At 65.5% G+C, this 20,226-nt stretch carries 21 protein-coding genes; 13 read left to right on the top strand and 8 right to left on the bottom strand.

All coding sequences use genetic code 11. The features are described from left to right. Positions 1-4 precede the first annotated feature (4 nt). Entirely contained in the window at positions 5-1,816 is a 1,812-nt protein-coding gene (gene lepA, locus ABID37_RS15855; RefSeq protein ID WP_354196461.1) for a translation elongation factor 4, read from the bottom strand. 81 nt (positions 1,817-1,897) lie between these two features. Then, positions 1,898-2,167: a PepSY domain-containing protein gene (locus tag ABID37_RS15850; RefSeq protein WP_354196459.1), complete on the bottom strand. Its 270-nt coding sequence runs from the start codon at positions 2,165-2,167 to the stop codon at positions 1,898-1,900. A gap of 177 nt (positions 2,168-2,344) precedes the next feature. On the opposite strand from ABID37_RS15850, the gene ABID37_RS15845 reads away from it, so the two are divergent. The 5 genes from ABID37_RS15845 to ABID37_RS15825 all read left to right on the top strand — a co-directional run bounded on the left by ABID37_RS15845 (position 2,345) and on the right by ABID37_RS15825 (position 7,006). After that, positions 2,345-3,271 carry an ABC transporter ATP-binding protein gene (locus tag ABID37_RS15845; protein ID WP_354196457.1) on the top strand — a complete coding sequence of 309 codons (927 nt, stop codon included), beginning with the start codon at positions 2,345-2,347 and terminating at the stop codon, positions 3,269-3,271. After that, positions 3,268-4,029: an ABC transporter permease gene (locus tag ABID37_RS15840; protein WP_354196455.1), complete on the top strand. Its 762-nt coding sequence runs from the start codon at positions 3,268-3,270 to the stop codon at positions 4,027-4,029. The genes ABID37_RS15845 and ABID37_RS15840 overlap by 4 nt, the downstream gene beginning before the upstream one ends. 109 nt (positions 4,030-4,138) lie before the next feature. After that, positions 4,139-4,870 carry a phosphatase PAP2 family protein gene (locus ABID37_RS15835; protein WP_354196453.1) on the top strand — a complete coding sequence of 244 codons (732 nt, stop codon included), beginning with the start codon at positions 4,139-4,141 and terminating at the stop codon, positions 4,868-4,870. 59 nt (positions 4,871-4,929) lie between these two features. After that, complete coding sequence (locus ABID37_RS15830) at positions 4,930-5,175, top strand: helix-turn-helix domain-containing protein (RefSeq protein ID WP_354196451.1); 246 nt, start codon at positions 4,930-4,932, stop codon at positions 5,173-5,175. A gap of 85 nt (positions 5,176-5,260) precedes the next feature. Continuing rightward, the gene (locus ABID37_RS15825) at positions 5,261-7,006 is read left to right on the top strand and encodes a SulP family inorganic anion transporter (RefSeq protein ID WP_354196449.1); all 1,746 of its coding nucleotides are present in this window, start codon (positions 5,261-5,263) and stop codon (positions 7,004-7,006) included. Here ABID37_RS15825 and ABID37_RS15820 read toward each other — a convergent pair. Then, positions 6,979-7,797, bottom strand: coding sequence for a YiiX/YebB-like N1pC/P60 family cysteine hydrolase (locus ABID37_RS15820; protein WP_354196447.1), 819 nt, complete (start codon positions 7,795-7,797; stop codon positions 6,979-6,981). The two genes, ABID37_RS15825 and ABID37_RS15820, sit on opposite strands and share 28 nt — an antisense overlap. Then, on the bottom strand, positions 7,794-8,267 hold the full coding sequence (locus tag ABID37_RS15815; RefSeq protein ID WP_354196445.1) for a CYTH domain-containing protein: 474 nt from the start codon (positions 8,265-8,267) through the stop codon (positions 7,794-7,796). The genes ABID37_RS15820 and ABID37_RS15815 overlap by 4 nt, the downstream gene beginning before the upstream one ends. A gap of 142 nt (positions 8,268-8,409) precedes the next feature. Here ABID37_RS15815 and ABID37_RS15810 point away from each other — a divergent pair, with 142 nt between their 5' ends. The 6 genes from ABID37_RS15810 (at position 8,410) to mbfA (ending at position 13,845) form a co-directional block, all read left to right on the top strand. Continuing rightward, positions 8,410-9,102 carry a CerR family C-terminal domain-containing protein gene (locus ABID37_RS15810; RefSeq protein ID WP_354196443.1) on the top strand — a complete coding sequence of 231 codons (693 nt, stop codon included), beginning with the start codon at positions 8,410-8,412 and terminating at the stop codon, positions 9,100-9,102. Next, positions 9,099-10,046, top strand: a complete 948-nt coding sequence (locus ABID37_RS15805; RefSeq protein WP_354196441.1) for an HlyD family secretion protein — start codon at positions 9,099-9,101, stop codon at positions 10,044-10,046. The genes ABID37_RS15810 and ABID37_RS15805 overlap by 4 nt, the downstream gene beginning before the upstream one ends. Before the next feature lie 78 nt (positions 10,047-10,124). Continuing rightward, a complete protein-coding gene (locus ABID37_RS15800; protein WP_354196439.1) occupies positions 10,125-11,045 on the top strand; it encodes an ABC transporter ATP-binding protein in 921 nt (306 codons plus the stop codon). Next, the gene (locus ABID37_RS15795; RefSeq protein WP_354196437.1) at positions 11,042-12,178 is read left to right on the top strand and encodes an ABC transporter permease; all 1,137 of its coding nucleotides are present in this window, start codon (positions 11,042-11,044) and stop codon (positions 12,176-12,178) included. Before ABID37_RS15800 ends, ABID37_RS15795 begins: the two co-directional genes overlap by 4 nt. 91 nt (positions 12,179-12,269) lie before the next feature. Continuing rightward, a complete protein-coding gene (locus ABID37_RS15790; protein ID WP_354196435.1) occupies positions 12,270-12,680 on the top strand; it encodes a hypothetical protein in 411 nt (136 codons plus the stop codon). A 181-nt stretch (positions 12,681-12,861) separates the two neighbouring features. Beyond that, positions 12,862-13,845 carry an iron exporter MbfA gene (gene mbfA, locus ABID37_RS15785; RefSeq protein WP_354196433.1) on the top strand — a complete coding sequence of 328 codons (984 nt, stop codon included), beginning with the start codon at positions 12,862-12,864 and terminating at the stop codon, positions 13,843-13,845. Between the two features lie 6 nt (positions 13,846-13,851). On the opposite strand, the gene ligD is transcribed toward mbfA, so the two are convergent. Together ligD and ku are read right to left on the bottom strand one after the other, a co-directional pair. After that, positions 13,852-16,335, bottom strand: coding sequence for a DNA ligase D (ligD, locus tag ABID37_RS15780; protein ID WP_354196431.1), 2,484 nt, complete (start codon positions 16,333-16,335; stop codon positions 13,852-13,854). A 15-nt stretch (positions 16,336-16,350) separates the two neighbouring features. Continuing rightward, positions 16,351-17,247, bottom strand: coding sequence for a non-homologous end joining protein Ku (ku, locus tag ABID37_RS15775; RefSeq protein ID WP_354196429.1), 897 nt, complete (start codon positions 17,245-17,247; stop codon positions 16,351-16,353). A 260-nt stretch (positions 17,248-17,507) separates the two neighbouring features. On the opposite strand from ku, the gene ABID37_RS15770 reads away from it, so the two are divergent. Further along, positions 17,508-17,642 (top strand): hypothetical protein, encoded by a 135-nt coding sequence (locus ABID37_RS15770; protein WP_354196427.1) that lies wholly within the window; start codon positions 17,508-17,510, stop codon positions 17,640-17,642. 205 nt (positions 17,643-17,847) lie between these two features. Here the strand turns inward: ABID37_RS15770 and cysK are convergent, their stop codons facing one another. Both cysK and ABID37_RS15760 read right to left on the bottom strand, forming a co-directional pair. Continuing rightward, positions 17,848-18,828: a cysteine synthase A gene (cysK, locus tag ABID37_RS15765; protein ID WP_354196425.1), complete on the bottom strand. Its 981-nt coding sequence runs from the start codon at positions 18,826-18,828 to the stop codon at positions 17,848-17,850. Positions 18,829-18,996: 168 nt separating this feature from the next. After that, positions 18,997-19,614, bottom strand: coding sequence for a LysE family translocator (locus ABID37_RS15760; RefSeq protein ID WP_354196423.1), 618 nt, complete (start codon positions 19,612-19,614; stop codon positions 18,997-18,999). 197 nt (positions 19,615-19,811) lie between these two features. On the opposite strand from ABID37_RS15760, the gene ABID37_RS15755 reads away from it, so the two are divergent. Further along, positions 19,812-20,036, top strand: coding sequence for an aa3-type cytochrome c oxidase subunit IV (locus ABID37_RS15755; RefSeq protein WP_354196421.1), 225 nt, complete (start codon positions 19,812-19,814; stop codon positions 20,034-20,036). Positions 20,037-20,226: the final 190 nt, after the last annotated feature.

Here is a 20,226-nt window from a genome sequence, read left to right as displayed (position 1 = left end):
GCGATCAATCGCCCATCTTGAGGGCCTGGATGAAAGCTTCCTGCGGGATGTCGACCTTGCCGAACTGCCGCATGCGCTTCTTGCCTTCCTTCTGCTTTTCCAGAAGCTTGCGCTTGCGGGTGGCGTCGCCGCCATAGCACTTGGCGGTCACGTCCTTGCGCAGGGCCGAGATGGTCTCGCGCGCGATGATGCGGCCGCCGATGGCCGCCTGGATCGGAATCTTGAACATGTGCTGCGGAATGAGGTCCTTCAGCTTCTCGCACATGGCGCGGCCGCGCTTTTCCGCCGCCGAGCGGTGGACCAGCATGGACAGCGCATCGACCGGCTCGTCATTGACGAGGATCAACATCTTGACCAGGTCGCCCTCGCGATAGTCTGTCAGGTGGTAGTCGAAGGAGGCGTAGCCCTTGGAGATTGACTTCAGGCGGTCGTAGAAGTCGAACACCACCTCGTTGAGCGGCAGGTCGTAGACCAGCATGGCGCGCTTGCCGACATAGGACAGGTCGGCCTGGATGCCGCGCCGGTCCTGGCACAGCTTGAGGATGGCGCCCAGATAATCGTCGGGCGTGAGAATGGTCGCCCTGATCCACGGCTCCTCGATGTGGGCGATCTTGACCACGTCGGGCATGTCGGCGGGGTTGTGAAGCTCCTTCACCTCGCCATTGTTCATCACCATGCGGTAGACGACGCTCGGCGCCGTGGCGATCAGGTCGAGGTCGAATTCGCGCTCCAGCCGCTCCTGGATGATCTCCAGATGCAGGAGGCCGAGGAAGCCGCAGCGGAAGCCGAAGCCGAGCGCGGCCGAGGTTTCCATCTCGTAAGAGAAGGAGGCGTCGTTGAGGCGCAGCTTGCCGACGGCGGCGCGCAGATCCTCGAAATCGGCGGCATCGACCGGGAACAGGCCGCAGAACACCACCGGCTGAGCGGGTTTGAAGCCAGGAAGCGCCTCGGCGGTCGGGCGGCGGTCCTCGGTTATGGTGTCGCCGACGCGCGTGTCGGCCACTTCCTTGATCGAGGCGGTGATGAAGCCGAACTCGCCGGGGCCGATCGCATCGGCCTGCACCATCTTGGGCGTGAAGAAGCCGGCGCGCTCGACGGGGTATCTGGCGCCGGTGCCCATCATGCGGATGGTCTGGCCCTTCCTGAGCACGCCGTCGATGACGCGCACCAGGACGATGACGCCGAGATAGGCGTCGTACCAGCTATCGACCAGCATGGCCTTCAGCGGCTTCGAGGCATCGCCCTCGCGCGGCGGCGGAAGCTGGTGGACGATGGCTTCCAGAACGTCCTCGATGCCGATGCCGGTCTTGGCCGAGATCATCACCGCCTGCGAGGCGTCGAGGCCGATGACCTCCTCCACCTGCTCCTTGATGCGCTCGGGCTCGGCGGCGGGCAGGTCGATCTTGTTCAAGACCACGACGATCTCGTGATTGTTGTCGATGGCCTGGTATACATTGGCGAGCGTCTGGGCTTCGACGCCCTGCGAGGCATCGACCACCAGAAGCGAGCCCTCGCAGGCGGAAAGGCTGCGCGAAACCTCATAGGCGAAGTCGACGTGGCCAGGCGTGTCGATGAGGTTGAGGATGTAGTCCTCGCCGTTCTTGGCCCGATAGTTCAGGCGCACGGTCTGCGCCTTGATGGTGATGCCGCGCTCCTTCTCGATATCCATATTATCGAGAACCTGCTCCTTGCCGGCCATTTCGCGCGCGTCCATGCCGCCCGTCAGCTGGATCAGACGATCGGCGAGCGTGGACTTGCCATGGTCGATGTGGGCGACGATGGAGAAGTTGCGGATGTGGTCGAGGGGTGTGCTCATGGGCGCGGCCTTTATCAGGCGGGCCGCACCTCGGCAAGCAGGAGCGCGCGGCTCCCGCTCGCATACGGCATCGGCTTGCGTCTATTTCGGCTCGCCGGTAACCGGGTCGAAGCGGATTTCGACCTTGGCCTTGTCGGTGGTGTAATAGGTCACCTCATAGGCCCCGTCGTCCCATTCGATGTCGTCGATGTAGCGGAAACCCTCGCGCTGCTCGACCTTGGCGACGATCTCCGACAGCTTCATCGCATTCTGCGGCGGTGCCCGGTCGGGCGTCTGGGCGTAGGCGGGCGCAAGGCCGACACCGGCCATGAGCGCGGCGGCAAGCAGTGTCGGGACAATCTTCCTGGTCATTCGGTCAGCCTCCATTTCGCTTCCGATCGTGTCCCCAACTAAGTGTGCACAGCCAGGCGAAAGGCAAGCCCCGGTTTCGCCTCCTGTCGGGAAATGTCAGCAGGCGCATTGACTTTGCCGGCATCGCACCGACATTCGGGCCCTGCGAAAAATACATTCCAGCCCGAAGCGATCTTCATGCAGCCAGCCATTTCGATTTCCGGCGTCTCGAAAACCTATGCCAGCGGTTTCAGCGCACTCAAGGACATCAATCTCGACATCAGGCACGGCGAGATCTTCGCCCTGCTCGGCCCCAACGGCGCCGGCAAGACGACGCTGATCTCGATCGTGTGCGGCATCGTCAACCGCTCTTCCGGCACGGTGATGGTGGATGGCCACGACATCGGCCGCGACTACCGCGCGGCGCGCGCCCTGATCGGGCTGGTGCCGCAGGAGCTGACCGTCGAATCCTTCGAGACCGTGTGGGCCGCCCTCAGCTACAGCCGCGGCCTGTTTGGCAAGGCCCCCAACCCCGCGCTGATAGAGCAGATCCTGAAAGACCTTTCGCTGTGGGACAAGCGCGACGCCAAGATCATCACGCTTTCCGGGGGCATGAAGCGGCGGGTGATGATCGGCAAGGCGTTGGCGCACGAGCCGAAGATCCTGTTCCTCGACGAACCGACCGCGGGCGTCGACGTGGAACTGCGGCAGGACATGTGGGCGATGGTGCGCAGCCTGCGCGAAAGCGGCGTCACCATCATCCTCACCACACACTACATAGAGGAGGCCGAGGAGATGGCCGACCGCGTCGGCGTCATCAACCGCGGCGAGATCGTGCTGGTGGAGGACAAGGACGAGCTGATGCGCAAGCTCGGCCGCAAGCAGCTGCGGATGGAGTTGCGCAAGAAGCTGGACACCGTGCCGCCGTCGCTGGCCGGCTATGGGCTCGAACTGTCACCGGATGGCGACACGCTCACCTATACCTACGACCACCAGAGCGACCGGCCGGGAGTCGCCTCGCTGCTGCGCGATCTGGAGGCGGCCGACATCGCCTTCCGCGATCTCGACACGGAAAACAGCTCGCTGGAAGAAATCTTCGTCAATCTGGTCAGGAAGGCGTCATGAACCGTCACGCGATCTGGGCCATCTACCGCGTCGAGATGGCCCGCACCCTGCGCACGCTGCTGCAAAGCGTGGTGTCGCCGGTCATCTCGACCTCGCTCTATTTCGTCGTCTTCGGCGCCGCCATCGGCTCGCGCATCGACCAGATCGACGGGGTCAGCTACGGCGCCTTCATCGTGCCGGGCCTCATCATGCTGTCGCTGCTCACCCAGTCGATCTCCAACGCCTCCTTCGGTATCTATTTCCCGAAATTCGTCGGCACGATCTACGAGCTCCTGTCGGCCCCCGTCTCCTATCTGGAGATCGTCATCGCCTATGTGGGCGCGGCGGCCACCAAGTCGGCGGCCATCGGCCTGATCATCCTGGCCACCTCGGCGCTGTTCGTGCCGCTGCATATCGAGCACCCGTTCTGGATGCTCGCCTTCCTGATCCTGACGGCGGTGACATTCTCGCTGTTCGGCTTCATCATCGGCATCTGGGCCGGCACGTTCGAGCAGTTGCAGCTCGTGCCGCTGCTGATCGTCACGCCGCTCACCTTCCTCGGCGGCTCCTTCTATTCGATCGACATGCTACCCGGCATCTGGCGCACCATCACCCTGTTCAACCCGGTGGTCTATCTCGTCAGCGGCTTCCGCTGGGCCTTCTTCGGCAGGGCCGACGTGTCGCTCGGCCTCAGCCTCGGCATGACGCTGGTGTTCCTGTTCGCCTGCATGGGCATCGTCGCCTGGATATTCCGCACCGGTTATCGGCTGAGGACATAGCCGCCGATCTTCGTCCCGGCGCTTGACCGCAGGCCCCAAGATCGGGACAAACCGGCATGTCGATGCGCAGACAAAAAGAAGATGGGCGCAGACAAGGAAGAAGGTCCGGATGAAGCCGATCACCACCCTCATCGGCCGTATCGAACTGCCCCTGCTGCTGGCCGGCGTCATCGTCGCCGGCGGGCTGTGGGGCTTCCTCGAACTGACCGAGATCGCCACCGACCGGGCGCCGCATGCGCTGGACAGCGAAATCCTGCTGTTCTTCCGGGTGGAGGGCCAGCCGGGCGTGCCGATCGGGCCCGAATGGCTGCCCAAGGTGGTGCGCGACATCACCGCGCTCGGCAGCGCCGCCGTGCTTACCCTGATCACCGCGGCCACCGCGCTCTACCTGTTCGTCGCCCGGCGCCCGGCAACGGCCCTGTTCGTCATCGCCGCCGTGGTCAGCGGCCAGATCCTGTCCAGCCTGCTCAAGGCCGGCATCGACCGGCCGCGGCCGGAACTGGTGCCGCATCTGATGCAGGAAACCTCGCTTTCCTTCCCCAGCGGCCACGCCATGATCTCGGCGCTGGTCTATCTGACGCTCGGAGCGCTGGCGAGCGGCATCACCCCCCGGCGCGCCACGAAGATCTACATCCTGTCGCTGGCGGTGTTCATCGCGCTGCTGGTGGGCGTGTCGCGCCTCTATCTCGGCGTCCACTGGCCCTCGGACGTGATGGCGGGCTGGTGCGCCGGCTTTGCCTGGGCAATGGTCTGGTGGATGGCCGCCCGGCTGATGCCACGCAACGGCGAGGCTGAAAATGGCGCGGATGATCAATCCTCAAACATCCATAATGATGTTTGACACATCACTATGAACGTATCATATATGCATATTGCAGATCCAGACGGGAGACTGTGCCGGTGATCACAGCAGCGCAGATGCGCGCCGCGCGGGCACTCGCCGGCATCGACCAGAAGACGCTCGCCGAACGGGCCGGCGTCTCGCTGCCGACCATCCAGCGGATGGAGGCCAGCGAAGGCGTGGTGCGCGGCGTGGTGGACACGCTGATGAAGGTCATCCAGGCGCTCGATGAGGCCGGGGTGGAACTGATCGGCGAGAACCAGTCCAGCGAGCGCGGCGGAAGAGGCGTGCGCCTCAAGCTGTAGCGGCGGGCGCGGCGGCAGGCTCCCCTTCTGGATCGGCACGGCAGGGCCGCCCCGGCGGCCGGTTATACGGTGCGAAGGCCGATTCATGAAACAGCCCCGCAGATCGCGGCAGCGTTCCGGCTCCACGGAGCCTACTTTCGGTGAACTCTACACGCCCAAGCTGGTGACCGTGCTGCGCGAAGGCTACGGCCTTGCCCAGTTCAAGGCCGACGCCATCGCCGGGCTGACCGTCGCCATCGTGGCGCTGCCCCTGTCGATGGCGATCGCCATCGCTTCCGGGGTCGGGCCGGAAAAGGGCCTGTTCACGGCAATCGTCGGCGGCTTCCTCGTCTCGCTGCTCGGCGGCAGCCGCTTCCAGATCGGCGGGCCGGCCGGCGCCTTCATCGTGCTGGTGGCCGCCACCGTCGACCGCCATGGCGTCGACGGGCTGGTGCTGGCGACGATGATGTCGGGCATGATGATGGCCGGGGCCGGCTGGCTCAGGCTCGGCACCTACATCAAGTTCATCCCCTATCCCGTCACCGTCGGCTTCACCGCCGGCATCGCCGTCATCATCTTCGCCAGCCAGCTTACGGACCTGTTCGGGCTTACGCTCACTGAAAAGGAGCCGGGTGACCTCATTCCCAAGCTGATGGCCCTGTTGCGCGCCGCCCCGACGGTCAATGCCGGCGCGGTGGGGATCGCGGCGCTGACCATAGGTGTCATCGTCGGGCTGAAGCGCTGGCGGCCCTCATGGCCGGGCATGCTGATCGCCGTGGCGCTGGCCTCTGTCGTCGCCAGCGGGCTCGACGTGGAGACCATCGGCACCCGCTTCGGCGGCATCCCTTCGATGCTGCCCAGCCCTTCCCTGCCCGCCATGAGCGCCGACAAGGTGCTGGTCGTGCTGCCCGACGCGGTCGCCTTCACTCTGCTCGGCGCCATCGAATCGCTGCTGTCGGCGGTGGTCGCGGACGGCATGACCGGCCGCCGCCACCGTTCCAACTGCGAACTGGTGGCGCAGGGCGCGGCCAATATCGGTTCGGCCTTGTTCGGCGGCATCTGCGTGACCGGCACCATCGCCCGCACCGCCACCAATGTACGCGCCGGCGCGCATGGCCCGGTGTCGGGCATGCTGCATTCCGTCTTCCTGCTGGCCTTCATGCTGCTGGCGGCCCCGCTCGCCAGCTACATACCGCTGGCCGCTCTTGCCGGCGTGCTGGCCGTGGTCGCCTGGAACATGATCGAGCGGCCGGCCTTCCGGGCGCTCATCCGCTCCTCGCGCGGCGACGCGGCGGTGCTGCTCATCACCTTTGCGCTGGTCGTCTTCCGCGACCTCACCACCGGCATCGTCGTCGGCTTCGCGCTGGGGGCGCTGCTGTTCATCGACCGCATGGCCAAGTCGGTCGAGGTCGAGGCGGAAGCGCCGCTGGTGGCCGACGACCTTGCCGACACCGCCAATGGCGAGCGCGAGGCCTATGATTCTTCCGCCGTGACCGATCCCGACATCGTCGTCTACCGCATATCGGGCGCCTTCTTCTTCGGCGCGGCCTCGACGGTCGGCAGCGTGCTCGACCGCATCGCCGACCAGCGCAAGACCTTCATCCTCGACTGCTCGGGCATCCCGCTGGTGGATTCGACCGGCGCCAATGTGCTGGAAGGCGTGGCGCACAAGGCCGCGAAGCAGGGCGTGCTGTTCTACATCGCCGGCGCCTCGCCGCAGATGCGCAAGCTGCTGACCGCGCACGGGGTGAAGCCGCCGCTGGTGCATTACCGCGCCACGGTGGCCTCGGCGAAATCTCACGCCCGCGCCGAGGTGCGCCACGCTCAGCCGGAGCCGGAAGCGGCCGGCTGAGCATCCCCCGGCGGACCGAGGTCGCCCCAGACCACGGTGCGATAGTCGAAGCCGTATTCCAGCGTCGGCTTGACGATGCGGAAATAGGGCGACAGGTCGAAGTCGCGCGGCGTGTAGAGCGAATAGTGGCGGATATGCAGGATTTCCTGCCGCGAGAAATGCGATTGCGCCGAGGCCCGCCCGGGCGCCAGCGTGATCTCCGGCAGGATCGGATAGCGGATCGCCTCATAGGCCTGCGCGATCAGGGTCGAGCAGATGGCCCGCGTCGGGTCGCCGGAACCGAAGGCGATCATGCGCCGGCGCCAGCGCACGGGCACCGGCGGCGCCGGGAAGAAATAGCGCAGCATGTCGAAGATGTTCTTCATGTCGTAGCGCAGGCCGAGCCTGTCGACCATGAAGGCGACGACCTGATCGCGGTCCTCGGGCGTCAGCCCGCTCGCCCGGCAGATGCGGGTGTTGTAGGTGCGATAGCGTGAGAGCGGCACCGCCACGCAGCCATCGCCCATCGTCACCTCGATCAGGCGCGGCCGCTCCGAACCGTCCTCGGGTTCCGGCAGCGCATCGCCGACATAGAGCGCGGCATGCGACCAGGTCGACTGCGTCAGATATTTGATGGCCGCCGAGATCTTCTGGTTGCCCTCGACGAGCAGTATGTCGCCCGGCTCCAGCGTGCGGCGCAGCGTGTCCGGGTCGGAGGGCGTATAGGGTTCGTAGCCGGAGGATTCGGCTTGCAGGCGCCGGGCGAGCCAGCGGCCGACGCGGTCGAGCAGGGTTTCGGCGGGCGCGGTCATCTGGTGTCGCCCGGAAAGCCGTTCAGGGCCAGCGAGGCGTTCGAATAGCGGATATCGCCGGTGATCTCGGGGCCCAGCCACTCCGGCAGCGCTCCATCCGCCACCCGGTCCGGCGTCTCCAGCTCGGCCACGACAAGGCCGTCCAACGCGCCGGCGAACACGTCCACCTCGTAGAGATAGCCGTCATGGGGCACATTGTAGCGGGCCTTGACGATGGTGGTGCCGAGCGCGAAGGCCTGCATCTCCTTCGCGTCGTCCAGCGGAATGTCGTATTCGAACTCGTCGCGGGCGCTGAGGTCGCTGCCGAACTTCAGCGTCAGCCGCGCCTCGCCGCCGTTGGAAATGCGCACGCGCACCGAGCGCTCGGCGGTGATGGCCAGATAGAACTGGAGGATGGCGATGCGCGATTGCGCCTGCTCCTGCCACGACTTGTCCCTCACCAGAAACTTGCGTTCCACTTCCTTGGCCATGCGGGCGACTTAAGCGCCAAGGCGCTGCCAAATCAACCGCCGATGCCGCCGAAACATCGGTCACGCCTGCGCACGCCCTGCGTGTTCCGGCCCGCATTTCCCCTTAGCTTGACTTTAATCAATCGATTGATTAAATTTAGGCATGGCTACCCTTCCGCCCCGCCCCTCTTCCACAGAACCGCCCGCGGCCGACACGACCCGCGCCGCATTGGTGCGCGCGGCCCTGACCCTGTTCGGAAGCCAGGGCTTCGAGGGCACCTCCACCCGCGAGGTCGCGGCGCTCGCCAATGCCAATATCGGCTCCATCGCCTATCATTTCGGCAACAAGGAAGGCCTGCGCATCGCGGTTGCGGATTTCATCGCCGAAACCATGCAGACCATTGCCCTGCAAGCCATTGGCGGCCTCGACGGCCCGGCAGCGAAGCCCGCCGGGGCGGAAGCGGCGCGCGCCCAGTTGCTGACGGGGCTGGAACGGCTGATCGCCTTCATCATCGCCCGGCCCGAGGCGGGCGACATCGTGCGCTTCGTACTGCGCGAGATGTCGCAACCCTCGGCCGCCCTCGACCGCATCTACAATGGCGTGTTCGAGCCGGCCCACCGGCGGCTATGCCTCATCTGGGAAGAGGCGACGGGGGAGCCGGCCGAAAGCGAGCGGACGCGGCTCACCGTCTTCACCCTCCTGGGGCAGGCGCTCTATTTCCGCATCGGCGCCGAGGTGGTGAAGCGACGCATGGGGTGGGAAACGTTCGGCGAGGCGGAAGCCGGCAAGGTGGCCGATGTGGTCCGCGACAATCTCCTCACCATCCTGTCTTCGAGAATCGGGAGCGACGCATGAGCTTTCTCTGTTCCCTTCCGCTTGCCGCGCAGCTCTTTTCCGCCTGCGCAGCGCCCAGCCCGCTGGCGGTGGGCTATGTCGAGGGCGACTATGTTCTGCTCGCCCCCATCGAGGTGGCGCAGGTGCAGGAGGTGACCGTCAAGCGTGGCGACGCGGTCGAACCCGGCGTGGCGCTGGTGAAGCTGGAAAGCGCCGACGCCGAGATCGCGGTGGCGCAGGCAGAGGCGGCGCTGGCGCAGGCCAGGGCGCAACTTGCCAACCTACAGGTCGGCAAGCGGCCGCAGGAGATCGCCGTGCTGGAGGCGACCGTGCGCTCCGCCCATGCACAGGCGAACGAGGCGCGGCGCGTGCTGGAACGCACCAGCGACCTCAACCGGCGCGGCATCGCCACGCAGGCCCAGCTCGACGAGGCGACGACCGCCGTGGAGGTCGCCGACGCCGCCATCGGCCAGAGCGAAGCCAATCTTGCGGTGGCCGGATTGCCGGCACGCGCCGAGGAAATCGAGGCGGCGCGCGGCGCGGTAAAACAGGCCGAGGCCACGCTGGAGCAGGCCCGCTGGAAGCTCTCCAAACGCGCGCTGGCCGCCCCTTCGCCCGGGCGCGTCACCGACGTGATACGCAATCCGGGCGACACGGCCGGACCGACGGCTCCGGTGATCTCGATCCTGCCGGAAGGCGCGGTCAAGCTCACGGTCTTCGTGCCGCAGGAGGCTTTTTCCACCCTCAAGGTCGGGTCGGAACTCGCCGTGCACTGCGACGGTTGCGGCCCCGATCTCAGGGCGCGTGTCAGCTATGTCTCTACCGAGCCCGAATTCACGCCGCCGGTGATCTACTCGCTCGAGAACCGCCAGAAACTCGTCTACCTGGTCGAGGCCCGCCCGGAAGGCGACGCCACGGCGCTGAAGCCCGGCCAGATCGTGGATGTGGAATTGTTAGGGGAATAGGGGAGTAGGACAGTAAGGGAGTAGGGACAAAAAAACATACTGCCCTATTCCCCTACTGCCCTACCCCCTCACACGCTCATGAACGCCATCGACGTCAGAAACCTCGTCAAGCGCTTCGGCGACAAGACCGTCGTGGACCATGTCGACATGACCGTGGCGCAGGGCGAGATCGTCGGCTTTCTCGGCCCCAACGGGTCCGGCAAGACCACGACGATCCGCATCATGTGCGGCCTGCTGACGCCGGACGAGGGCGAAGGCACGGTGCTCGGCTTCGACCTGCGCACCGAAGGGCTCAAGATCAAGCGCGAGGTCGGCTACATGACGCAGCGGTTCTCGTTCTACGAGGACTTGACCATTGCCGAGAACCTCGAATTCGTGGCCCGCCTCTATCGGCTCCAGCCGGTCGAAACCCATGTCGCCGACACGCTCGCCGATCTCGGCATGACCTCGCGGCGCAACCAGCTTGCCGGCACGCTGTCCGGCGGCTGGAAGCAGCGGCTGGCGCTGGCGGCCTGCATCATGCACAAGCCGAAGCTCCTGTTGCTCGATGAGCCGACCGCCGGCGTCGACCCCAAGGCGCGGCGCGAGTTCTGGGACGAGATCCACCTTCTCGCCAGCGGCGGCCTCACCGTGCTGGTCTCCACCCACTACATGGACGAGGCCGAGCGCTGCCACCGCATCAGCTACATCTCCTATGGCCGCATGCTCGCCACCGGCACGGTGGACGAGGTGGTGAAGAATGCCGGCCTGACCACCTTCATCGTGCAGGGGCAGAAGCTGGACAGGATCGCGGCGGCACTTGCCGGCAAGCCGGGCGTCGAGCAGGTCGCCCCCTTCGGCGCGACGCTGCATGTCGTCGGCTCCGACAAGGCGGCGCTGACCGCCACGCTGGCGGACATGGAAAAGGAAAACCCGGGCGTGACGGTGGCGCCCGGCGAGACCAGCCTGGAAGACGTGTTCATCCAGTTCATGGCCGGCTCGAAGGACAACATGGCATGAACGGCATCTTCTCCTTCGCCCGGCTGAACGCGCTGCTCATCAAGGAATTCATCCAGATGCGCCGCGACCGGGTGACCTTCGCCATGATGCTCGGCGTGCCGCTGATGCTGCTGGTGCTGTTCGGCTTCGCCATCAACAACGACCCCAAAAGCCTGCCGGCAGCGCTGCTGGCGATGAGCAACGACCAGTATACGCGCGCCATGGTGACGGCGCTGGAGAACACCGGCTACTACCGCTTCGACCACATCGCGGCGACCGAAGGCGAGGCCGACGGCCTCATGGCGCGCGGCGACGTCGCCTTTCTCGTCACCATTCCTGCCGATTTCGGCCACCGCGTGGAGCGCGGCGACCGGCCGCAGATACTGATCGAGGCCGACGCCACGGATCCCTCGGTGGCGACGGGCGCCATCTCGACCCTCGGCACCATCGCCGGCCAGGCACTGCTGCGGGCGCAGGGCCTTCAGGCGGTGGCGGCGGAAGACGCGCGCAGCCGGCTCGATGTGGTGGTGCACCGGCGCTACAACCCGGAAGGCATCTCCCAATACAACATCGTGCCCGGCCTGCTCGGCGTCATCCTGCAGATGACCATGGTGATGATGACCTCGATCGCGCTGACGCGCGAGACCGAGCGCGGCACCATGGAAAACCTGCTCGCCATGCCGTCGAGCCCGCTGGAGATCATGCTGGGCAAGGTGCTGCCCTATGCCGGCGTCGGCGCCGTGCAGGTGGTGGTGGTGCTGATCGCCGCCAAGCTCCTGTTCCACATCCCCTTCGTCGGCGGCTTGCCGCTTCTGCTGTCCTCGATCCTCGTCTTCGTGCTGGGGCTGGTGCTGCTCGGCTACACCATCTCGACCGTGGCGCGCACGCAGATGCAGGCCATGCAGCTCACCTTCTTCTTCTTCCTGCCGTCGATCCTGCTTTCCGGCTTCATGTTCCCGTTCCGGGGCATGCCCGTGTGGGCGCAATGGCTCGGCGAGATATTCCCCCTTACCCACTTCCTGCGCATCGTGCGCGCCGTGATGCTGAAGGGCGCGGAGTTCCCCGCCGTGGCCACCGAGATCCTGTGGCTGCTCGGCTTCGTCGTGCTGTTCTCTGGCTTCGCGCTGCTGCGGTTCCGGCGCACGCTCGACTGAGGGCTTTCACCGCATATTTCGGACCGGTTTTCAAAGCTGATTTGAACCCGGACGCGTCTGCGCCGTTATGGTCCAAGCAGGAGACCACGATATGAAGCAGATTCTGACCCTCGCCTTGTTCGCCGCCACGCTTGCCGTGTCGGGCACACCAGCAACCACCGTCCAGGCCCAGGATATCGAAATCCAGCTCGGCCGCGACGGCCCCGCCGTGCGCATGCGCGACAATTGCGACCCACGCTACGAGAACTGCCGGCGCGACGACCGCAACTGGCGCGGGGACCGACGCGACGACCGGCGCGCCCGCCGTGACGAAGGCGCGCGGTGGCGCGACCAGTGCACGCCGGACCGGGCGCTGGCCAAGGCCGAGCGGATGGGCATAAGGCGCGCCCGCATCCTCGATGTCGGCCGCCGCACCGTGGATGTGCGCGGCAGAAGCCGCGGCGGCGACCGCGTGGTCATCAGCTTCGGCCGCTGGGACCGGGGCTGCCCCATCTATCGATAAGGTCGCTTGTCGAAATCCCGGCAAGGGCGATCCGGCAACGGATCGCCCTTTTTGCATGCGCATTCCGAAGGAGATGACGCGCAAAGACGCAAGGCCGGACCTGCCGTGGCAGCCTGCCGCGATTGACTTCTCCCGTCGCAATATCTACTTTAGAATAATTCTAAAGTAGATAGAGACGATCATGCTTTCCCGAGTCTTCGGCTTCGGCCGCCGCGCCTTCGATTCGCTGTCCGAGCAGGAAATCCTGGCGCTTGCCATCTCCTCGGAGGAGGACGACGCGCGCATCTACCGCTCCTATGCCGACGGGCTGGAGGAGGATTTTCCGCATTCGGCCAGGATGTTCAAGGCCTTGGCCGAGGAAGAGGACAGCCACCGCGCCGCGCTCATCGACCTGCACCGCAGGCGCTTCGGCGAGCGCATCCCGCTGATCCGGCGCGAGCATGTGAAAGGCTATTACGAGCGCAAGCCCGACTGGCTGGTCCGTCCGCTGGGCGTCGAGACGGTGCGCGCGCAGGCCGAAGAGATGGAGCGGCAGGCCTATGCCTTCTATATCGCCGCCGCAAAGCGCGCCTCCGATGCCTCGACCCGCAAGCTTCTCGGCGACCTTGCCGCAGCCGAGCAGAGCCACAGCTCGGCTGCGCAGAGGCTGGAGGAACGGCATCTGCCGGGCGATGCGCGCAAGGAAGAGGAAGCGACCGAGCGGCGGCAATTCATCCTCACCTATATCCAGCCGGGCCTTGCCGGGCTGATGGACGGTTCGGTCTCGACGCTGGCGCCGATCTTCGCCGCAGCCTTCGCCACGCACGACACATGGCAGACGTTCCTCGTCGGCCTCGCCGCCTCGCTCGGTGCCGGCATTTCCATGGGCTTCACCGAAGCGGCATCGGACGACGGCAGGCTTTCGGGGCGCGGTTCGCCGGTCAAGCGCGGCTTCGCCTCCGGCATCATGACGGCGCTGGGCGGGCTCGGCCACGCCCTGCCCTATCTGATCCCGGATTTCTGGACCGCGACGACCGTCGCCATCATCATCGTGTTCTTCGAATTGTGGGCGATCGCCTTCATCCAGAACCGCTACATGGAAACGCCGTTCCTGCGCGCCGCCTTCCAGGTGGTGCTGGGCGGCGGGCTGGTGTTCGCCACCGGGGTGCTGATCGGCAACGCCTGAAGCGGCTCACTTGCGGTTCAGAACCTTGCCCTTGCCGAAGAAATCCGCCCACGGATCGTCCTGCGCCAGCCGCTTCAGCGTGGCCTTGCCGCCGAGCGGGAACGCATCGGGCGCGATTCCGGCCTCCACCTCGTCCCACCGCACCGGCAGGGCGACGGTGGCTCCCTTCTTCGCCCGCGACGAATAGGGCGCCACCGTGGTCGAGCCACGGCCGTTGCGCAGATAGTCGATGAAGATGCGCCCCTTGCGCGCCTTCTTCGACAAGGTGGCGGTGAAGCGCTCCGGCTCCGCCTGTTCCATCGCTTTGGCGAAGTCGTGAGCGAACCCCTTCACCTCGTCCCAGCCGGCCTTCGGCTTCAGCGGCACCACCACGTGATAGCCCTTGCCGCCGGATACCTTGACGAAGGCGGGCATCGCCAGTTCGTTCAGCCGGGCGCGGATGTCGAGTGCCGCGTCGCGCACCTTATCGGCTCCGATGCCCTCGTCCGGGTCGAGGTCGAAGACGACCTGGTCCGGCGTATCGATCCGGTCGATGGTGGCGCCCCAGATGTGCACCTCGACCACGCCGATCTGCACCAGCGCCGCAAGGCCGTCGAAGTCCTTGATGTAGAGGATTTCCTCGCCGTCCTCGGGGTCCCTGGAGCGAAGAATATGATCGCTCATGCCGGGCGAGGCGTGCTTCTGGAAGAAGCGCTGACCTTCGACCCCGTCCGGTGCGCGCACCAGCGCCAGCGGGCGCTCGACCACAAAGGGCTTCATGCGCGGCCATACCAGCTCGTAGTGCCCGAGCAGGTCGCGCTTGGAGATTTTCTCCTGCGGCCACAACAGCTTGTCGGGGCTGGACAGCGTGACGGAGGTTTTCACCCCGGCAGGTTTGGCGTTTTTTGCGGCTTTCGGTTTTTCCTGCACGACCTCCTCCGCCGGTTTGTCCTCGCGCAGCCCCTGGAAGGAAGCATGGCGCAGGATGCGGTCTGCGGTCCAGCTTCGGAATTCCACCTGCGCCACCAGTTCCGGCTTCACCCACACGGCCTGCCGGGAATCGGGCACGGCCGCATCGAAAGGGCGAGCCGGGGTTTTCAGCCGGTTGAGGCGCGCCTTGAGATCGTCGGCTATTTTGACCGAGAAGCCGGTGCCGACGCGGCCGGCATAGTTCAGGCGTCCGCCTTCGTTATAACCCACCAGCAGCGATTTCAGGCCGCGGCCGGTCTTGTCCGAAGGCAGGTAGCCGCCGATGACGAATTCCTGACTGAGCGTGCATTTCGACTTGATCCAGTCGAGCCCGCGCCCGCTGCGGTAAGGCGCGTCGGCGCGCTTGGAGACGACGCCTTCCAGCCCCATGCGGCAGGCATGTTTCAGCATCACCCGGCCGGGCTCGGTGAAATGCTCGCTGAAGCGCAGCGGCGAATCATCGCCCTGCCCTTCCAGCAATTGGCGCAGCGCCTCCTTGCGCTCGACCAGCGGCTCGCCGCGAAGGTCCTCGCCGTCCAGATACATCAGGTCGAAGGCGTAATAGAGGAAGCGATCGGTGCGACCCGCCGAAAGGTCCGCCTGCAGGAGCGGGAAGGACGAGATGCCGTTGCCGCCCAGCACGACGATCTCCCCGTCGATGACGGCGTCCTTGCACTTCAACCCGGCCAGCGCGGCGACGATGGCTGGACCGAACCTCTCCGTCCAGTCGAGGCCGCTGCGGGTCAGCAGGCGCACATCGGTGCCGGCGATCACCGCCTGCATGCGATAGCCGTCGAACTTCACCTCGTGCAGCCAGTCGGCGCCGCCCGGCGCCTCGCGTTGCAGCGTGGCAAGCTGCGGCTCGATGAAGCCCGGCGCCGCCGGTTTTGTCGTACCGTCCTTGCCCGAATCCGGCCTGTTGGAATGCCAGACGCGTGGCTTCTTGCCCTTCACCGTCTTGCCAGCGCCGACCTCCTCCACCGTGAGGCCGGATTTCACCGAGCGCGGCTCCTCTTCCAGAATATCCTCATCCGGGCGCGCATAGGCATCGTCGGACTTGATCAGCAGCCAGTTGTTGCGCTTCTCGCCTGGCCGCGGGCGCAACCGCACCAGATGCCATTTGCCCTTGAGTTTGTGACCGTCGAGCTCGAAATCCAGGTGCCCCTTCTTCATCCCCTTTTCGGGATCGTGCTCCGGCAGCCACCGCCCCTCGTCCCAAACGATGACCGAGCCGCCGCCATATTCGCCCTTGGGGATGGTGCCCTCGAACGGCGCGTAGTCGAGCGGATGGTCCTCGACATGGACGGCCAGCCGCTTCTCGTGCGGATCGAGGCTCGGACCGCGCGTCACCGCCCAGCTCCACAGCACGCCGCCATGCTCCAGCCGCAGATCGTAGTGGAGGCGGCGGGCGGCATGCTTGTGGATGACGAAGAGGCCGCCCCCGGCAGCAGCAGCAGCCTTTTTGCTCCGCGCCACCTTGCCGGCCGGCTCGGCCGTCCTGGTGAAATCGCGCTTGGCTTGATATTCCTTCAGGTCGGCCATGTCGGATGCATCGGGCTATGCCGTCTTGCGCGAGGACGAGGTGCGGGCGGAAGCCTTTTCCGTCGCTGCCCTGCCTTTTGTGGCCTTGCCTTTTGTGGTCTTGCCGGCCTTGCCCGTCTTCGCGCCGCCGTCATTGTCGGCGGCAAGGCTCTGCTTCAACGCCTCGAACAGGTTGACCACATTGGAAGGCCTGGCCGCCGCCTTGGCCTTGGGCGCCTTGCGGCCCGCCTTCTTGGCACGGATCAGCTCAAGCAGCGCCTCCTCATACTTGTCGTCGAATTTCGACGGATCGAAGCGCGCGGCCTTCTTGTCGATGATGTGCTCGGCCAGCTCGATCATCTCCTTGTCGGTCTTCACCGCCTTGATGTCCTCGAACACCATGTCGGGCTGGCGCACCGTGCTGTCGTAGCGCAAGGTGGTCAGCACCATGCCCTTGCCCAGCGGCTCGATCAGCACCGGCCGCTCGCGCCGGTAGAGCACGATGCGGGCAAGGCCGGCCTTCTTGCGCGCGGCCATGGCGTCGCGGATGACGGCGAAAGCATCCTGCGAAACCTTGTCGGCCGGCGACAGGTAATAGGGCGTGTCGAGATAGATCTGCTGGATGGAGGATTTGTCGACGAAGCCGTCGAGGCTCATCATGTTGGAGGATTCGACGCGCACCGCCTCGATCTCGTCCTCCTCGATATGGACGAAGGCGCCCTCGTCGACCTCATAGCCCTTGATCTCGTCGCTGTCGCCTACCGGCTTGCCGGTTTCGGCATCGACATAGACGCGTTTGACCGTGTTGCCGGTCTTGCGGTTCAGCACGCGGAAGGAAATGCGCTCGGAGTGGGTGACGACGTTGGTCAGTTCCACTGCGCAAGTGACGAGCGAAAGCTTGAGATAGCCTTTCCAGGCTGGGCGCGGCGCCATGGCAAGTCCCCGGAATTCGCGAGTTCAAGCTTCGATAACGGGACACAGGGAGGATCGTTCCCGCCGGGTCCGATGTGGCGCAAAAAACACACTCGTAAAGCTTCCGCCAAATGGCGCGGAAAGGCCGCGAATCAGCCGCAATCCGGCCATGAAGCGGCGCGTTTTCCGGGAAACGTTAACATAGCGTTCACCGACTATTCATGCCTCGGCTGCTATGGTGTCCGCACTTCGGAAGGGACTCCGAAACGGGACGAAGCGACATGACGATCTTGAACCTTCTGCGCCGCCTTGCCACGACCCTGCGCGAACTCATCGCCCCCAGCTACAGGCCGGAGCGCCACTATATGCGCGGCCCCGGCCCGGCCACCTCGCGCCGCGGCGGCACCCGGCTGTGACGGGCGTCATCGTGCACCAGGGCACATGTTCGTGCAGCGCCGTCCGCAAGGGCGTCGACATGGCCGGCCGCGCGGCCCGCGCCACCACCTATCACGCCCCGCGCCCGGCGGACCTGCGCCGACGCTGATCTTTCCGCTTTCGACAAAAAGGGCGGCAGACCTTCCGGTTTGCCGCCCTTTTTCGTATCTCCGGAACCTGCTGGCGTCAGCCGCCGAGGCCCTCGAACAGCACGGTCGACAGATAGCGCTCGGCGAAGGACGGGATCACCACCACCAGCGTCTTGCCGGCGTTCTCCGGGCGCGAGCCGACCACCACGGCCGCCTGCAAGGCGGCGCCGGAGGAAATGCCGACCGGCACGCCCTCCAGCCGCGCCACCAGACGGGCATTGGCGATGGCGTCCTCGTTGGAAACCGTCACCACCTCGTCATAGACCGAAGTGTCGAGCACCTTGGGCGCGAAGCCGGCGCCGATGCCCTGGATCTTGTGGGGCCCGGGCGCACCGCCCGAAAGCACGGGCGAGGCCTCGGGCTCGACCGCCACCACCTGCACCGAAGGCTTGCGGCTCTTGAGCACCTGGCCGACGCCGGTGATGGTGCCGCCGGTGCCGATGCCGGCAACGAAGATGTCGACGTCGCCATGGGTGTCGTTCCAGATTTCCTCGGCCGTGGTGTTGCGATGGATTTCCGGGTTGGCCGGGTTCTCGAATTGCTGGGGGATAATGGCGTCGGGGATGGACGCCGCCAGTTCATCGGCCTTGGCGATGGCGCCCTTCATGCCCTTGGCGCCCTCGGTCAGCACCAGTTCGGCGCCGAGCAGGCTCAGCATCTTGCGGCGCTCGATCGACATGGTTTCCGGCATGGTCAGGATCAGCCGGTAGCCCTTGGCCGCGGCGGTGAAGGCCAGCGCGATGCCGGTATTGCCGGAGGTCGGCTCGATCAGCGTGGTCCTGCCCGGCGCGATCCTGCCCTCCGCCTCCAGCGCCTCGATCATGGCGACGCCGATCCGGTCCTTGACCGAAGCGATGGGATTGAAGAACTCGAGCTTGGCGACCAGGCGCGCGACGATGCCCTTTTCCGCGGCGAAGCGATCGAGCCGCACCAGCGGCGTGTCGCCGATGGTCTGGGTGATGGAATCGTAGACGCGGCCGCGCCCGGGAACTTTCGCGAAGGTTTCTGCCTTGGTCATGGAACTCGCTTTCGAAACGGATTGAGCGCTGAAGGTGTCACCGCAAGAGATAGTGTGCGCGACATCAATATCCGAGCGGTTTTATTGCTCAACCAACGGAATCCGTGAAAATCTGTTCCGGTTACAGGCCTCAAAATAGCATGATAATCCTTAGCGCCGTCTCCAACGTCAGTGACGCGCGGCAATCGCGGCGGCAGCGCCCATCATGAAGGTCCCTGCGGTGCGGTTGAGCAGGGTGAGCGCGCGCGGCGACGACAGGAACCAGCGGGCGCGCGCGGCAAGCACGAGATAGGGCAGCAGCACGATGGTCAGGACAACGGCCGTGACCGCCACGAGGATCGTATAGTCGGCCGCCGTGATGCTGTTGAGGTCGAGGATGGTGGGCGTGATGGCGAGGTAGAAGATCATCGTCTTCGGATTGCCGAGCGTCAGCGTCAGCCCGCCGACGAAGCTCGACAGCAGCCCGCCGCGCGCCTTGCCGGCCTGCACGTTCTCCGGCGTGATGCCCTCGCGCCAGAACCGCCAGCCGAGCCAGGCGAGATAGAGCACGCCGAACCATTTGACGGCCAGGAACACCAAGCCGAACTGCTGGGCGACGAAGGCCAGCCCCAGCACGGTCGCGGTCAGATAGAACAGGTCGCCGAGCAGAAGGCCGAGGAACATGGCAAAGGAAGCGCGGAAACCGGAACCGAGCGCCCGGGCGACCAGCGCCGTGACGCCGGGGCCTGGAATGGCGGCAGCGATGCCGAGTGCAGCACTATAGGCCAGGAAGCCGGCGAGCGTCATGGAACTGTCCGTGGGATCGATGGGCGCAATCCCTTCCTTGTGGCATGGAAGTAGCAGCTTGTGAATTGCCTGTGCAGTTCGTCATTACACGGAACTTGCGAGAAGCTGTTGCGGCAACAGGTAACATAATAGCGCCATTGCCCTCCGGCGCTGTTTTCGCTATGTGCCCCTTAGACAATTTCGGAGGGGTACTTCCTATGGCCGATCATTCGCCCGCGGGTCCTGTCGAGCTCGGTGCCGAGATGGACTATGCCGAGCACGAGAAAACCTACAAGCTGTTCACCGGGCTGGCGAAATATTCCACCCTGGCTTGCGCGGCCATCCTGATCGGCATGGCTTTCGGCTTCTTTGTCGGCGGAGCGGTCTCCGGCTTCATCGTCTTCCTGCTTGCCTTCGTCGTCGGCGCCGTAATCCTGCGCTGACCGCATTCTCCCTTTGACCCTCGGGGCGGCACCAAGAGGGTCGCCACCGATGCAGACAAGACAGTTATCCAACCGAAAGGATTCTGCGGTGGGACAGATCGTATTCATACCGTGCGAGGCAGGAGGGCTTGAGCCTCGTGTTGGGGCTTCGGCTGACAGCGTGAAACGGCTTGTCGGGCTTGGCTTCGAT

The sequence above is a fragment of the Aquamicrobium terrae genome, from assembly GCF_040545735.1.
Lineage (GTDB): Bacteria > Pseudomonadota > Alphaproteobacteria > Rhizobiales > Rhizobiaceae > Mesorhizobium > Mesorhizobium terrae_A.
The sequence above is the reverse complement of the archived record's forward strand: the minus strand, read 5'-3'. Positions and strand labels throughout refer to the sequence as shown.

Coding starts and splice junctions, on each gene's coding strand:
- ligD (WP_354196431.1), bottom strand. CDS start 16,335: ATGGCCGACCTGAAGGAATATCAAGCCAAGCGCGATTTCACCAGGACG.
- lepA (WP_354196461.1), bottom strand. CDS start 1,816: ATGAGCACACCCCTCGACCACATCCGCAACTTCTCCATCGTCGCCCAC.
- ABID37_RS15835 (WP_354196453.1), top strand. CDS start 4,139: ATGAAGCCGATCACCACCCTCATCGGCCGTATCGAACTGCCCCTGCTG.
- ABID37_RS15840 (WP_354196455.1), top strand. CDS start 3,268: ATGAACCGTCACGCGATCTGGGCCATCTACCGCGTCGAGATGGCCCGC.
- cysK (WP_354196425.1), bottom strand. CDS start 18,828: ATGACCAAGGCAGAAACCTTCGCGAAAGTTCCCGGGCGCGGCCGCGTC.
- mbfA (WP_354196433.1), top strand. CDS start 12,862: ATGCTTTCCCGAGTCTTCGGCTTCGGCCGCCGCGCCTTCGATTCGCTG.
- ku (WP_354196429.1), bottom strand. CDS start 17,247: ATGGCGCCGCGCCCAGCCTGGAAAGGCTATCTCAAGCTTTCGCTCGTC.
- ABID37_RS15850 (WP_354196459.1), bottom strand. CDS start 2,167: ATGACCAGGAAGATTGTCCCGACACTGCTTGCCGCCGCGCTCATGGCC.
- ABID37_RS15755 (WP_354196421.1), top strand. CDS start 19,812: ATGGCCGATCATTCGCCCGCGGGTCCTGTCGAGCTCGGTGCCGAGATG.
- ABID37_RS15795 (WP_354196437.1), top strand. CDS start 11,042: ATGAACGGCATCTTCTCCTTCGCCCGGCTGAACGCGCTGCTCATCAAG.
- ABID37_RS15815 (WP_354196445.1), bottom strand. CDS start 8,267: ATGGCCAAGGAAGTGGAACGCAAGTTTCTGGTGAGGGACAAGTCGTGG.
- ABID37_RS15770 (WP_354196427.1), top strand. CDS start 17,508: ATGACGATCTTGAACCTTCTGCGCCGCCTTGCCACGACCCTGCGCGAA.
- ABID37_RS15820 (WP_354196447.1), bottom strand. CDS start 7,797: ATGACCGCGCCCGCCGAAACCCTGCTCGACCGCGTCGGCCGCTGGCTC.
- ABID37_RS15790 (WP_354196435.1), top strand. CDS start 12,270: ATGAAGCAGATTCTGACCCTCGCCTTGTTCGCCGCCACGCTTGCCGTG.
- ABID37_RS15845 (WP_354196457.1), top strand. CDS start 2,345: ATGCAGCCAGCCATTTCGATTTCCGGCGTCTCGAAAACCTATGCCAGC.
- ABID37_RS15800 (WP_354196439.1), top strand. CDS start 10,125: ATGAACGCCATCGACGTCAGAAACCTCGTCAAGCGCTTCGGCGACAAG.
- ABID37_RS15760 (WP_354196423.1), bottom strand. CDS start 19,614: ATGACGCTCGCCGGCTTCCTGGCCTATAGTGCTGCACTCGGCATCGCT.
- ABID37_RS15810 (WP_354196443.1), top strand. CDS start 8,410: ATGGCTACCCTTCCGCCCCGCCCCTCTTCCACAGAACCGCCCGCGGCC.
- ABID37_RS15825 (WP_354196449.1), top strand. CDS start 5,261: ATGAAACAGCCCCGCAGATCGCGGCAGCGTTCCGGCTCCACGGAGCCT.
- ABID37_RS15805 (WP_354196441.1), top strand. CDS start 9,099: ATGAGCTTTCTCTGTTCCCTTCCGCTTGCCGCGCAGCTCTTTTCCGCC.